Origin of the sequence: Parabacteroides chinchillae (genome assembly GCF_900108035.1) — a bacterium.
GTDB classification, from domain to species: domain Bacteria; phylum Bacteroidota; class Bacteroidia; order Bacteroidales; family Tannerellaceae; genus Parabacteroides; species Parabacteroides chinchillae.
In genome coordinates, this window is record NZ_FNVS01000005.1 from 18,704 (window position 1) to 33,779 (window position 15,076).

Sequence of the window (15,076 nt, forward strand, 5' to 3'; positions counted from 1 at the left end):
TTATCTTAATCACACCGGCCAACACCGCTTTTTCCCGGCAACAAAATTCATGTTGATAATTATCAACCGAACGGTTGATAGTCGTCAGCCATACGGTTGACAATTGTCGGCCGCTTGGTCGATAATTGTCAACTCAAAACTTGTCCGTCACAAAAACAGATTTCATCACCAGGCCATTTAGAACCGGCAACGTCAGAAATTTTTCATTACAGAAATATTTCCTTATTCTTATTGCTTGATATGCGGATTTAGCATACCTTTGCGTGATAATTACATAGTTTAAGGTTGAAACTTCTAAACACAATTAAATAACTTAAATTATTATCTTATGTGGTTACTTAATTCTTCTATCGGGAAGAAACTGATAATGAGTATATCAGGTATCTTCCTTATTCTGTTTTTATTGTTCCATATGTCCATGAACGTGGCGGCTGTATTCTCCGGGGCAGCTTACGACGCGATCTGTGCATTTCTGGGAGCAAACTGGTATGCCGTAGCTGCTACAATGGTGTTGGCTGCAGGCTTCATTATCCACATCATTTACGCATTCATTCTGACATTGCAGAACCGTAAGGCTCGCGGAAACGACCGTTACGCTATCAATGCCCGTCCGAAAGGCGTAGAATGGGCTTCTCAGAACATGCTTGTGCTGGGTATTATTGTAATCCTGTTCCTGGTATTACACTTCACTCAGTTCTGGTACAACATGATGTTTGCCGAATTAATGGGACACCATGAAGTTATGCTGGGCGATGGTACAGTAGCTTCTCCTCAGAGCGGCGCCACTTTTATTAATTATTATTTCAAAGGTAACATCCTTATTACCGTGTTATATCTGATATGGTATGTAGCTTTGTGGTTCCACCTGACTCATGGTTTCTGGAGCGCAATCCACACATTGGGTTGGAACAACACCATCTGGATGAGCCGTTGGGAATGTATCTCTAAAATCTTTGCAACCGTAGTTTGTGCTATCTTTGCAATTATCACTATTATTTTCTATCTGAATGGTGTTGGCGGTTGCTAAGAAACCGGTTTTCTGCATAAGCTGACAATTAATAATCAATCATTGAAAATAAATTATTATGACTGAAATAAATTCTAAAATACCTCAAGGCCCGTTGGCTGAGAAGTGGAGTAATTATAAAGCTCACCAGAAATTGGTGAACCCCGCAAACAAACGTCGTCTGGATGTAATCGTTGTTGGTACAGGTCTGGCTGGTGCTTCTGCTGCCGCATCACTGGCTGAAATGGGATTCAACGTATTGAACTTCTGTATCCAGGACTCACCTCGCCGTGCACACTCTATTGCCGCGCAGGGAGGTATCAATGCTGCAAAAAATTATCAGAATGACGGCGACTCTGTTTACCGTCTGTTTTACGATACAATCAAAGGTGGCGACTATCGTGCACGCGAAGCCAACGTATACCGTTTGGCTGAAGTATCTAACAGTATTATAGACCAGTGTGTAGCACAAGGTGTTCCTTTCGCCCGCGAATACGGCGGCCTGTTGGATAACCGTTCATTCGGCGGTGCCCAGGTATCACGTACATTCTATGCCCGCGGTCAGACCGGACAGCAATTGTTGCTGGGTGCTTATTCTGCATTAAGCCGTCAGATCGGATTAGGTAAAGTAAAGATGTACACACGCCACGAAATGCTGGACGTTGTTAAAATTGATGGCCGCGCCCGTGGTATCATCGCCCGTAACCTGATTACCGGTAAGGTTGAGCGTTTTGCTGCCCACGCAGTAGTTGTTGCAACAGGTGGCTATGTAAATACCTTCTTCCTGTCTACTAATGCAATGGCATCCAACGGTTCAGCTGCATGGCAGTGCTATAAGAAAGGTGCTTATTTTGCAAACCCATGTATGGTGCAGATTCACCCGACTTGTGTTCCTGTACACGGCGATTATCAGTCAAAACTGACTTTGATGTCCGAATCTCTTCGTAACGATGGACGTATCTGGGTTCCAAAAAAACTGGAAGATGCAAAAGCATTGCAGGCTGGAACAAAGAAAGGTAAAGATATTCCGGAAGCAGACCGCGATTACTATCTGGAACGCCGTTATCCGGCATTCGGCAACCTGGTTCCGCGTGACGTGGCTTCACGTGCAGCTAAAGAACGTTGCGATGCAGGCTTCGGTGTAAACAATACAGGTTTGGCTGTATTCCTTGACTTCTCCGACGCTATCAACCGTTTGGGCAAGGAAGTAGTGAAAGCTAAATACGGCAACCTGTTCGATATGTACGAAGAAATTACCAATGACGATCCATACGAAACACCAATGATGATTTATCCTGCATTACACTATTCAATGGGTGGTTTGTGGGTAGACTATGAATTGATGACTTCCATTCCGGGCTTGTTCGCTATCGGTGAAGCAAACTTCTCAGACCACGGTGCAAACCGTTTGGGAGCATCAGCCTTGATGCAAGGTTTGGCCGACGGTTACTTCGTATTGCCTTATACTATCCAGAACTATCTGTCAGACCAGATTCAGGTTCCGCGTTTCAGTACAGACCTGCCTGAATTTGCAGAAGCAGAAAAGGCTATCAACGCACGTATTGCAAAACTGATGGGCATCCAGGGTAAAGAGTCTGTTGATTCTATCCATAAAAAGCTGGGACACATCATGTGGGAACACATCGGTATGGCCCGTGATGCCAAAGGTTTGGAAGAAGCTATCCAAATGTTGAAAGACCTGAAGAAAGAATTCTGGACAAACGTACATATTCCGGGTAAAGGTGATGACCTGAACGTTGAACTCGAAAAAGCACTTCGTCTGGCCGACTTCATCGAAATCGGTACATTGATGGCTCACGATGCATTAGACCGTGCAGAGTCTTGTGGCGGACACTTCCGTACAGAGCATCAGACTGAAGAAGGCGAAGCCCTTCGTCACGACGATAAATTCATGTACGTATCTTGCTGGGAATACCAGGGTGAAGACAAAGATCCTGTTATGTTGAAAGAAGATCTGAATTATGAATTCGTAGTACCTCAGACACGTAACTACAAGAAGTAATCAACCAATTACAAAAATTAGAATCATGGATAAAGATATAAATATTTCAGTTAAAGTTTGGCGCCAGAGAGGTCCGAAGGAAAAAGGACAATTCGAAACCTATCAGCTGAAAAACATTAACCAGGGTACTTCTTTCCTGGAAATGTTGGATATTCTGAACGAACAGTTGATCAACGAGGGGAAAGAACCTATTGTATTCGATCATGACTGCCGTGAAGGTATCTGCGGTATGTGTTCTCTTTATGTAAACGGCCATGCACATGGTCCGGCTACAGGAGCAACAACCTGCCAGCTTTATATGCGTCGTTTCCACGATGGAGAGACAATCACGATCGAACCTTGGCGTTCTGCCGGATTCCCGATCATCCGCGACTTGATGGTAGATCGTTACGCTTACGATAAAATCATTCAAGCTGGTGGTTTCGTTTCAGTAAACACAGGTGGTGTACCTGATGCCAATTCAATTGCTATTCCTCGTGATGATGCAGAAATGGCTATGGATGCCGCCGCTTGTATCGGTTGCGGTGCTTGTGCCGCTGCTTGCAAAAACGGTTCAGCTATGTTGTTCGTTTCTGCCAAGGTTAGCCAGTTGGCTTTATTACCTCAAGGCAAAATCGAAGCTTCACGCCGTGCAAAAGCTATGGTAGCCAAGATGGACGAACTGGGCTTCGGTAACTGTACAAACACTCGTGCCTGCGAAATGGAATGTCCGAAGAACATCTCCGTCAGCAATATCGCCCGCATGAACCGCGAATTCATTTGGGCTAAGTTGAAAGACTAATATCCGTTATATTCGGATTTATAATACAAAGGGCTGCAGGTGTCATACAAAATAATGACATTATGCAGTCCTTTATTTTTTCAAACCACAATAATACCACATAAGACCTATCACAACATGGAATCACTAAAAATAGCAACTGCCCAGTTTGAAACACGTGACAACGACAAAGCCTATAATCTTTCGGTAATCCGGGAAATATGTAGTAAAGCATCTGGCGAAGGTGCCCAGGTTGTAGCATTCCATGAATGTTCCGTTTGCGGATACACATTTGCAAAAGAGTTGTCAAGAGAAGAACTTTTAGCCATTGCAGAGCCAATCCCTTCGGGCAAAAGTACGCAAACATTAATCAGCATAGCAAAAGAATTTAATATCACCCTGCTGGCCGGATTCTTTGAAAAAGACAGTAACGACAATATCTACAAAGCACAAATTTGTGTAGATGGGAATGGACTGAAAGCAAAATACCGAAAACTCCATCCATTTATCAATCCTCATATTCTTCCGGGCGATCGATATGTGGTATTCGATATAAAAGGATGGAAATGCGGTATTCTGATCTGTTACGATAACAATATTATTGAAAATGTCCGCGCTACAAAATTGTTAGGAGCAGACATTATCTTCATGCCCCATGTAACCATGTGTACACTTTCTCCACGTCCGGGAGCCGGCTTGGTTGATCCTGCTTTGTGGGAAAAGCGCGATGCCGATCCTACCACCTTGCGTCAGGAATTTGATGGGCTGAAAGGTCGTTCCTGGCTAATGAAATGGCTCCCGGCCCGGGCATACGACAATGCCGTCTATGTAGTCTTTTCCAACCCGATAGGAAAAGATTATAATGAAATAAAAAATGGCTGCTCTATGATACTAGATCCGTTTGGTGATATTCTGGCCGAATGCCGGAAACTGGGAGACGACTACGTAACAGCCACCCTTATCCCCGAAAAACTAACACAAGCCGGAGGGCATCGTTACCTCAACGCACGCCGCCCTGAATTATATGCAGACATCATCAGCCAACCTCACACTTCGGTCCAAAAGGTAGCTTGGCTGACAGAGGAATAGGTAACCGATTTTTGCTGCAACCGGATATTGAAAATGCTTTTTACAAAAAGCATTTAAGTTATAAATGAAATATAGTACATTATTATATACATTTGCAAAGTCAATATTTGTCTTACAATCTATACTATTTACTTATGAACGGAAAATATATGTTTATTCTTTTGGCCAGTGCATTTGTCTATACAGCCTATCCACAATTATATAAAGACCCGAAAGCTTCGATAAAAGACCGTGTGGAAGATTTGCTTCAACGAATGACGCTGGAAGAAAAGGTGGAACAATTGTCGATGACTAGCCTTGCCGACTTCCCCAAGTCAAAATCCGTATATGGCGTATGCGAAAGTCCTTTTATCGACATAAAACAAATTGCAGAACTATCAGCCAAAGCAAAAAAACATGCCCGCGAAAATACCCGATTAGGTATTCCTCCCATTCAAATAGGCGAATGCCTGCACGGACAACTGGCCTACGGAGCCACCATATTTCCGCAAGCCATTGCGCAGGGAAGCACATGGAGTCCTTCATTGATAGAAGAAATGGCTTCCGTAATAGCCTACGAAGCTTCGGCTTCAGGAGTAGATCAGGCATTATCTCCGTTATTCGACCTTATCAAAGATCCGCGTTACGGACGAAATGAAGAATGTTATGCAGAAGATCCGTATCTGGTAGGCGAGATGGGATCAGCTTTCGTTACAGGAATGCAAGGCAAACCCGAACAAACACTTAAAGCCATTCCTGAAAACAAACTGATGTGCACAGCCAAGCATTTTGCAGGATACAGCCAACCGATTGCAGGGATCAACCTTGCTCCCTCTTCACTGGGAGAACGCGAAATGAGATCGTTACACCTACCTCCTTTCCAGAAAGTAGTGCAAAAGGCAAACATTTATTCCGTTATGCCATCTTATAATGAGGTAGATGGCATGCCGGCCCACGCAAATCATTTTCTACTGACTCAAATATTGCGTAATGAATGGAACTTCCAGGGCTATGTATTCTCCGATTACGGAGGCATATCCATGCTACATTATTTCCATAAAACAGCCAAAGACAAAGCAGAGGCAGCACAACAAGCCATAACCGCAGGAGTAGACCTCGAAGCAGCCCGGCCGGAGAATTATGCAGAACTGGTGCATTTAGTACAGGAAGGCAAAGTATCGGAAGAACTAATAAACCAATCGGTTCGGCGCATACTGACCGTCAAGTTTAAAGCCGGGCTTTTTGAAAAACCTTACCCCGACATAGCCAATCTGAAGAAAAGAGTTCATCTGCCTGCCCACGTCGAATTGGCGCAGAGGATTGCCGAAGAATCTATTATCCTCTTACAGAATGACAACAACCTGCTTCCGTTGAATCCCGATAAGCTGAAAAGTATTGCCGTGATAGGCCCCAATGCCAATCAGGTACAATATGGCGACTATTCGTATACCCGTGACAACAAATCCGGTGTAACTGTGTTGGAAGGTATCAAACAATTGGTTGGAGACCGTATGCAAGTACACTATGCCAAAGGCTGCGACATATCAGGACTAAGCAAGGAAGGCTTCGCCGAGGCAGTAGAGACTGCTCAAAAAGGTGATGCCGTAGTAGTTGTCCTGGGAGGAACCAGTGTGATTCTTTCCGGTATAGGTTGGGGAAAAGGGCCCGGAGAACAAGAAGCAGGCGATCCTTTCACCTGCGGCGAAGGGTATGACCTGACTGACATCAATCCGTTAGGTGTACAGCGTGAATTAATACAAGCACTGAAAGAAACGGGAAAACCAGTCATCCTCGTATTAATACACGGACGCCCCTGGAGTATTTCGTGGGAGAAGGAAAACATACCGGCTATACTGGAAGCCTGGTACCCGGGCGAAAGAGGCGGTGCCGCCATCGCCAACATACTATTCGGTAAAGTAAACCCTTCGGGCCGGCTAAATGTAACGATACCCCAATCAGTGGGACATATTCCGGTCAGTTACGATTATAAACCTTCCGGCAAAGGTATTAACCGCAAACCGGGCACAAAAGAGAAGCCGGGCAGAGATTATGTATTCTCTTCTCCCGCCCCGCTATTCCCATTTGGTTACGGATTATCTTACACCTCTTTCGCATATTCGGATATGCAAATCTCAAAGAAGACATTTGGTAAAGAAAGCATAGAAGTCTCCGTTAACGTCAAAAATACGGGTCAGTTAACAGGGAAAGAGGTAGTACAACTTTATGTAAACGACCTGGTAAGCAGTACAACTACTCCAGTTATGTCGTTAATACGTTTCCGGAAAATAGAATTAAAGCCGGCAGAAAGCAAACGAATCTCATTCACAATACCTTATCAGGAACTGGGTTTATGGAATGCCCGCATGCAATATGTTACGGAACCGGGACTGTTTGAATTTATGTTTGCCAAATCGGCAGAAGACATCCAATGCCGGGAAATAGCAGAATATAAAGGTAATTAGCCTAAAACGAGGATAAATAATAAAAATCCGAACATAATTACAATTTATTATCTGTTTTACAACACAATTTAGCATTTTAACTATTGATACTTATTGAAAAAGCCATACTTTTGCATTGTGGTTTTTTCATAATAGTATTAGATTTAAGGTTAACAAAGTTTGGTTAGGGCTTGTCGTGAGACAGGCTTTAATTGTTTATAAGAGGCAGAATATTTCAAACAAGTCCGGAATCTACGCATTACAACACCGGAAGCATGTAAGCCTAAAGAACTTTTATACCCCTTTATGTAAAAAGGAGTCCAAACAAGAAGAAAACACACCCCTGAAAAGGTCAAGGCAGCAACGTAATGTGCAGCCTTTTTTCATCCCTTATCTTAAAATACCATCTCTTTTTATCGGGAATATTCCGTAATTCACCGATATTTGTCTGTAATCAAGCGGTTTTATATTGCATGTACTTTACATCAAACTTACATTTGTATCAAACGAATTTAAAATAAGATATCATGAATACAAATAACAAAAGTGTATTTTGGGCAATTCCGTTCATCTTTGTCGGCATTGTCTGGTTTCTGAAAAACATGGGGATAGTTACATATAGCTTATTTTCCATACTTATTTCATGGCAAGTACTTCTCATATATGTAGGACTGTTTAATCTATTAAGTAAACGTTTTTGGGCAGGATTGATTACCACTGCAATAGGAGTTGTATTTATTCTACCGGAAATAGGTTGGTCAAGCAGTAACTGGCTTCATGTTTATTGGCCTCTTATCTTCGTAATTATTGGTGTATTCCAACTATTCAAACCCCAAAGAAGGCCCAACACAAATTTCCATCAAAAACATTTTCAAAGAAATTTCCAAAAACATTGGAAGGAAGAAGCAAACACATACTCCAACACAGATTATTCCAGTCAGGATGGTTTCGTTATATCCTACAACACATTTGGCTCTGTTCAGCAAATCGTATTAGACCCGGTTTTCAAAGGGGCGGATATCCGAAATACATGTGGCGGAACAGTATTAGACTTGCGCCGAACTAAACTGGAAGCAGCGCAGACCTTCATCGATGTAGAATGTACTTTCGGAGGTATTGAAATCTATTTGCCTGCCGAATGGAATTTACAATCACAAGTCAATACAGTTATTGGCGGATGCGATGACAAGCGTTATCACTCTTCAGCCGAAACAGATCAGGAACATGTGCTGATTATCCGGGGGAAAGTAACTTTTGGCGGTATTGAATTTAAGAATTAATCATATGCAAACACATCCGTTTTTTGGATCAGTCATAAACCGGATGACAGGACTTCTGGCAACGGTAACAACATGGGCAATTTATTCCCTGTTGCTATATTGCTATGGAGGTCTCGAATGGTGGATGGCAGGTATAGATGGATTGATCTCCATTGGGCTTTTAGCCATAGCCGGATATCTGTACGGATACATTTTTGAAGTAATTCATTCATTACAAATGTATCTGTTACTAGGCATTCTGATCCAGATAATCAGTCTGGCGGGTGCGTGGGAAATAGAATTATGGCTACAACAAGAAGCGATCACAGATTTTTGTGCCACCATTCCGCTCCGGCTTACTCTGGGAACCTTAATCTGGGTAATCTTGTCGATGTGGTATCGCATATATAACCTGGAAAAACAAAGCCTGGAAGAATCCATTGAGCCGTCCGAACCGGAATATGCAATTAATGAATTATCTGTTGTAAAAGCTGATGAAGAAACCATACTCGACCGCATTTCCGTAAAAGACGGTTCACGCATACATATTATCCATTTAGAAGAATTGCTCTATCTACAGGCTTGCGGGGATTACGTTACCCTCTTCACTTCCACAGGACAATATGTCAAGGAGCAAACGATGAAATATTTTGAGGCACATTTGCCCCAGGAAATATTTGTGCGCATCCATCGTTCTTGTATCGTTAATATGGAACAAATTCTACGTATCGAATTGTTTGGAAAAGAAAATTACCAGATACGTTTAAAGAACGGTATCTGTCTCCGCGCAAGTTTATCCGGTTATAAACTGCTAAAAGAACGCTTGTCTTTATAAGCTCTAAGAGATGTCTTATCTGTTAATTTTACAATATTTTGATTGGAATGTATTTACTTTTATGTTGAATAACACTTTTTGGCAACATATAAGATATTGCTTAACATATATTATCCGGGAAACTATTGACAAAAGGGATTGACAGGTGTATATTTGCATTGTGGTTTTTTCATAATAGTATTAGATTTAAGGTTAACAAAGTTTGGTTAGGGCTTGTCGTGAGACAGGCTTTAATTGTTTATAAGGGTCTCATTCCCAAACACTCATCTCCTCCTTCATCTTAGTCACGTAAACAACTCCTCTTCGAGTTATCTGCTCCAACTTTTCATAGTCTATATAGGCCGGTTCATAGTCATTATACCATCTTTTGGGATAGAAGGAAGAAAACAGGACTTTTATTAGTAAAACATATATCCTTTTATACCCTGCTTGCTATAAATACAAAAAGAAGGTTGCTTCATTATGGTTTCGAAACAACCTTCTTTTTTATAAACTACTATAGATTTGCCTATTGTTTAACTATTTCTGCAACTTCCAACTCAAATATCAATGTCGTATATGGAAGTATCGTAATCTGACCTGCCGCTTGCGCTTTTTTTCCGCTGGCACCATAGCCTAATTGCTGAGGAATCCAAATTTCCCATTTATCTCCTACATGCATATGTTGCAAAGCAGTAGTCCATCCGTCCACAACTCCGGAAACTTCAAATTTAGATGGAGCTCCTTCTTCAAATGTATGAGATTCAAAAACTGTTCCATCAATAAGGGAGCCTTTATAGTAAGCTTTAACCGTACTTGTATAATAAATAGGTTCTTTACCTTCGCCTTCCTTTATTACTTTATAAAGAATAAAGCCTTCATTACTTTGCGACTTCAGTTGCTGAAAACCCGGAGCAAATATCTGTGCCTGAAAGGCCTCATCATTTTCAATTTTCCACGCTTCATCTACTTCTAATGCATCTTCATTTTTGCTGCAGGAGGAAACCACCAGCACGCAAAACAACATCAGGGCTATTTGCAGGTACTTCTTCATTCTTCGTTTTTTATTCTATTACCTTTTTCAATAAATTCTTCAAACTAACTTTCTCAGAGATTATATCATGCAACTTATCGATACTTACACGTTCCTGCTCCATTGTGTCGCGGAAACGGATAGTTACACAATTATCTTTCAAAGTATCATGGTCTACAGTGATACAATACGGAGTACCGATTGCATCCTGACGGCGGTAACGCTTGCCAATCGAATCTTTCTCATCATACTGGCAACGGAAATCGAAACGCAACATGTTTACAATCTCTTCTGCCTTTTCGGGAAGTCCGTCTTTTTTTACCAACGGCAATACAGCCAGTTTGATTGGAGCTAACGCTGCCGGCAATTTCAGTACAACGCGGGATTCTCCATTTTCCAAAGTTTCTTCGCAATAAGAACCTGCCATAATACTCAGGAATACACGGTCTACACCGATTGAAGTTTCTATTACATACGGTGTATAGCTCTGGTTCAGCTCAGGATCGAAGTATTGTATCTTCTTACCTGAAAATTTCTCATGCTGGCTCAAGTCGAAGTCCGTACGGCTATGAATACCTTCTACTTCTTTGAAGCCGAAAGGCATTTCAAATTCTATGTCGGTAGCCGCATTTGCATAATGCGCCAGCTTTTCATGATCATGATAACGATACTTCTCATTACCCAATCCTAAAGCCTGATGCCATTTCAAACGGGTAGATTTCCATTTCTTAAACCATTCTATCTCTTCGCCCGGACGAACAAAGAATTGCATTTCCATCTGTTCGAACTCACGCATACGGAAGATAAATTGACGGGCTACGATCTCGTTACGAAAAGCCTTACCTATCTGTGCGATACCAAACGGTACTTTCATACGTCCGGTCTTCTGTACATTCAAAAAGTTGACAAAGATACCCTGAGCTGTTTCCGGGCGCAGATAAATCTTGGTGGCTCCATCGGCTGTAGAACCCATATCGGTAGAAAACATCAGGTTGAACTGGCGTACTTCCGTCCAGTTGCGGGTTCCCGAGATAGGACATACAATCTCACAATCCAGAATCAGCTGGCGAAGGTCTTCAAAGTTACCATCGTTAAGCGCTTTCGAAAAGCGTTCGTGTATCTCGTTCCATTTTGCCTGATATTCCTGCACACGTCCATTTGTAGCACGAAACTGGGCTTCGTCAAAAGCTTCTCCAAACTTCTTGGCTGCCTTGGCAACCTCTTTATTCATCTTTTCTTCTATCTTAGCCAGATGGTCTTCAATCAACACATCGGCACGATAGCGTTTCTTAGAGTCTTTATTGTCAATCAACGGATCGTTGAAAGCGTCTACGTGACCGGAAGCTTTCCAGATAGTGGGATGCATAAAAATAGCCGAATCGATGCCGACTACATTCTCGTGCAACAACGTCATACTGTCCCACCAATATTTTTTTATATTATTTTTCAGCTCAACGCCATACTGTCCATAATCGTACACTGCACCTAAACCATCATATATCTCTGATGAGGGAAATACAAAACCGTATTCCTTACAATGCGAAACTAACTTCTTAAAAACATCTTCTTGTGCCATGATAAAATAATTAATGGCGCAAAGTAAGTGATTTTTCATCAAAATACGATACATTTAGAACGCTTCTTTCTGATAAACACTTAATTTACTTTTAAAAATAACAATACAAATCCGTATTTTTATTACATTTACGATTTTTCAACCATGCATTTATTTTTTCATATATGAAAACACCCACGAAAACATTTATCTTCTTTATCTCCATTTGTATATTCCTGGCTTTTACATCAGGTTGTACAAATACTTTACACGGAGACGTCGTATCTATTAACAACGGGAAAATCAAATTAGGTTTTGAACGATCTACAGGAAAGCTGATCTCATTTTCCGACATTGCAACTTCATACGAGTATATAGACTCGGCAGCCGTAGAGGGTTTGCCCTGGCTATTGGATGTTGCCGCCGGAACTCCGGCACCGGAGAAACTGCCAACAAAGGTAAGCTTCCAAAAGCCGGACCCACTCACCCTCAACATTGAATGGCAACAAGCAGACGGAACCAACGGCTTAAAAGTAATAGCATCCGTATCACTCGATAAAGAAAAAGCTTTATCTTACTGGAATATCAAAGTAGAAGGAATGGGAGAACAAAACATTCAGAATGTTAAGTTTCCCGTTATTGCCGGTATCAAAGACCTGGGTAATGAAGAACTGGCTGCAGCTACCTGGCTGGGCAGCCTCATAAAAAACCCCAGGGCAGAAGTAGTAAAACAGAAAACACCGGCAACCTACACATGGAACCACCCGGGACACCTGTCTATGCAACTAATGGCTTTATACAACAAAGAATCGAGCGGCATTTATTTCTCCTGCAACGATACGCTTGCCTATACTAAAAACTTCTCATTGACATTCGATACGAATAACAAACTGGAATACAGCATAACCAACATTCCGCCTTTCGACAATCGGATAGACAGCTATCAACCTGCCTACCAAGCCATACTCGGATCTTTTCGCGGAGACTGGATTACAGCAGCAAAAATGTATCGCGAATGGGGTATCCAACAGAAATGGTGCAGGGAAAGCCGGTTCAAAAACAACTTAACGGCAGAATGGCTACCCCAGACAGGTATATGGGTTTGGAACAGGGGCAAATCACCAAATGTACTGCCTGAAGCTATCGACCTTCAGGAAAGAGCCGGAGTGCCGGTCAATGTCTTTTGGCATTGGTGGCACAATTGTTCTTACGACGATTATTTCCCCGAATACCTCCCTCCGCGTGAAGGAGGCAAATCTTTTATCGAAGCTGTAACCGCCGCCCGGCAGAAAGGGGTACGAAGCATTGTGTATATGAATTCCTTTCAATGGGGAACATCCACCGATAGTTGGAAATCGGAAAATGCCGAACCCTATTGTGCCAAAACCATAGACGGGAAGACATACGAGCATGCTTACAATATATTTACCAACAAATCCATCACCCCGATGTGTATGGCCACAGAGTTCTGGCAAAATAAATATGCTTCCTTGTGCGACAGTGTGATAAACTTCTATCAGGCCAGCGGCGTATATATGGATCAGGCTTGCATGAACTTCCAGTGTTATGACAAAAGTCACGGACACGACCTGGGAGGAGGCAACTACTGGATAAACGGATTCCAGAAGCTAACCTCCCTCATCCGAAGTAAAATCACCGACAAAAAACAATCCATTCTTGCCGGAGAAGGTTCGGGCGAAGACTGGATTTCGAATCTCGACCTCTTTCTGACTTTAGAAACAAGCCGCGAGCGTTATGCCGGTATCAGCAATATCGAATCTATTCCGTTATATCAGGCCGTTTATCACGACTACGCTATAACCTATGGCAGCTATTCTTCGTTGGTATATCCCCCCTACGACGAATTATGGCCGGCCCAATACAGCCCGGCCAATAAAGAAAAAGCATTGCCTGAAGACTTCAACTCGCAGTTCCTGATGGAACAATCGCGTGCTTTCGTATGGGGAATGCAGCCTACCATTGCCAATTACCATGCCTTCTTGGCCAAAGACCGTAAAGAAGAAATAGACTTTTTAATCAAACTGGTTAAAACACGTTATAAGGCACTCGGTTATTTACTTTATGGCGAATACTGCCGTACTCCGGAGATCAACATACCAAATCAGGAAATCGACATATCGAAACTTTCCATCTACGTAGGCCGCACCGGAAACAACGTTTCCAAATTCAAGAAAACAGTTCCTTCGTTATATACCGGAACATGGAAGTCACCCGACGGGGCTATCGGAATCGCACTGGCCAGCATAAGCGATAAACAGCTACCGGTGGACTTCACAATCAACCTATCCGATTATGATTTGCCTTCGGAAGGAGAAGTGTATGTAACAACAGACAGTACGCGCCTTCTTTTGCAAACATACGCCCACAGCAAGGCCAACATTCATTTTGACATGCCGGCCCGTGGAGTTTGTGTTCTGGAGTTTATTCCCAAACAATAACATTACATGCTGATCAAACCGCTGATTCCATCCAACGAATCGGCGGTTATTTCCTTAGCCATAACATATTCGACCGGGAAGCTTTCGTGATTAATACCGAACAAATGCGATAATCTATATCCGAAACGTTGGTAGTAATTAGGATCACCTATCAGAAAGGCCGATCCGTATCCCAGCGATTCCGCTATGCGAAATCCCTCTTTCATAAGCGCCGAGCCAACCCCATGGCTTCGATACTCCAACAACACGGATAAGGGAGCAACCAAAAGAGTGTCATACTTGCTGCCGTCCGGTTTTGTTACATACGTTTTCGTAAACATGATATGCCCGATCAGTTTGCCGCCAAACTCAGCCACTAAATCCAATTCCGGAATATACTTATCGCTGTTACGCAAACCTACGGCATAGTCTTGCTCGTTTCCATCACGATGTTCGGCCGTCAGGAAAGCTATCTGTATCAGGTTATATACTGTAGAATAATCCGCTTCTGTTGTTTGTCTTACTGTGAAACCAGTTTTCATCTCTATTATTTTTAAGATGTTATTATATGATATGATTAATAAGTTCGATACGTCCATGTATCAAAAATACGGAGTAGTCCAGCCTGAAAAAGAAGTTATCAGGCTGTATTATGCGGATATCTTATCAGTTTTCTGTT

11 protein-coding genes are annotated in these 15,076 nt (G+C 42.4%); 8 read left to right on the plus strand and 3 right to left on the minus strand.

Annotated elements, in window-relative coordinates; translation table 11 throughout:
- Nucleotides 1-328: 328 nt before the first annotated feature.
- The 7 genes from C4S38_RS04980 to C4S38_RS05010 all read left to right on the plus strand — a co-directional run bounded on the left by C4S38_RS04980 (nt 329) and on the right by C4S38_RS05010 (nt 9,392).
- On the plus strand, nt 329-1,027 hold the full coding sequence (locus tag C4S38_RS04980; protein WP_103982800.1) for a succinate dehydrogenase cytochrome b subunit: 699 nt from the start codon (nt 329-331) through the stop codon (nt 1,025-1,027).
- A 58-nt stretch (nt 1,028-1,085) separates the two neighbouring features.
- Nucleotides 1,086-3,029, plus strand: a complete 1,944-nt coding sequence (locus C4S38_RS04985; RefSeq protein WP_103982801.1) for a fumarate reductase/succinate dehydrogenase flavoprotein subunit — start codon at nt 1,086-1,088, stop codon at nt 3,027-3,029.
- Between the two features lie 25 nt (nt 3,030-3,054).
- Complete coding sequence (locus C4S38_RS04990) at nt 3,055-3,810, plus strand: succinate dehydrogenase/fumarate reductase iron-sulfur subunit (protein ID WP_099463982.1); 756 nt, start codon at nt 3,055-3,057, stop codon at nt 3,808-3,810.
- Nucleotides 3,811-3,927: 117 nt separating this feature from the next.
- Entirely contained in the window at nt 3,928-4,878 is a 951-nt protein-coding gene (locus tag C4S38_RS04995; RefSeq protein ID WP_103982802.1) for a nitrilase family protein, read from the plus strand.
- Nucleotides 4,879-5,012: 134 nt separating this feature from the next.
- Nucleotides 5,013-7,319 (plus strand): glycoside hydrolase family 3 N-terminal domain-containing protein, encoded by a 2,307-nt coding sequence (locus C4S38_RS05000; protein WP_103982803.1) that lies wholly within the window; start codon nt 5,013-5,015, stop codon nt 7,317-7,319.
- Between the two features lie 506 nt (nt 7,320-7,825).
- Nucleotides 7,826-8,578 (plus strand): LiaF transmembrane domain-containing protein, encoded by a 753-nt coding sequence (locus C4S38_RS05005; protein WP_103982804.1) that lies wholly within the window; start codon nt 7,826-7,828, stop codon nt 8,576-8,578.
- A 4-nt stretch (nt 8,579-8,582) separates the two neighbouring features.
- Nucleotides 8,583-9,392 carry a LytR/AlgR family response regulator transcription factor gene (locus C4S38_RS05010; RefSeq protein ID WP_103982805.1) on the plus strand — a complete coding sequence of 270 codons (810 nt, stop codon included), beginning with the start codon at nt 8,583-8,585 and terminating at the stop codon, nt 9,390-9,392.
- A gap of 508 nt (nt 9,393-9,900) precedes the next feature.
- Here the strand turns inward: C4S38_RS05010 and C4S38_RS05015 are convergent.
- Nucleotides 9,901-10,425: an FKBP-type peptidyl-prolyl cis-trans isomerase gene (locus C4S38_RS05015; protein WP_103982806.1), complete on the minus strand. Its 525-nt coding sequence runs from the start codon at nt 10,423-10,425 to the stop codon at nt 9,901-9,903.
- Nucleotides 10,426-10,435: 10 nt separating this feature from the next.
- Nucleotides 10,436-11,980: a glycine--tRNA ligase gene (locus C4S38_RS05020; RefSeq protein WP_103982916.1), complete on the minus strand. Its 1,545-nt coding sequence runs from the start codon at nt 11,978-11,980 to the stop codon at nt 10,436-10,438.
- Nucleotides 11,981-12,144: 164 nt separating this feature from the next.
- Here C4S38_RS05020 and C4S38_RS05025 point away from each other — a divergent pair, with 164 nt between their 5' ends.
- On the plus strand, nt 12,145-14,418 hold the full coding sequence (locus C4S38_RS05025) for a DUF6259 domain-containing protein (protein WP_103982807.1): 2,274 nt from the start codon (nt 12,145-12,147) through the stop codon (nt 14,416-14,418).
- A 2-nt stretch (nt 14,419-14,420) separates the two neighbouring features.
- Here the strand turns inward: C4S38_RS05025 and C4S38_RS05030 are convergent, their stop codons facing one another.
- Complete coding sequence (locus C4S38_RS05030) at nt 14,421-14,939, minus strand: GNAT family N-acetyltransferase (protein ID WP_103982808.1); 519 nt, start codon at nt 14,937-14,939, stop codon at nt 14,421-14,423.
- Between the last annotated feature and the right edge of the window lie 137 nt (nt 14,940-15,076).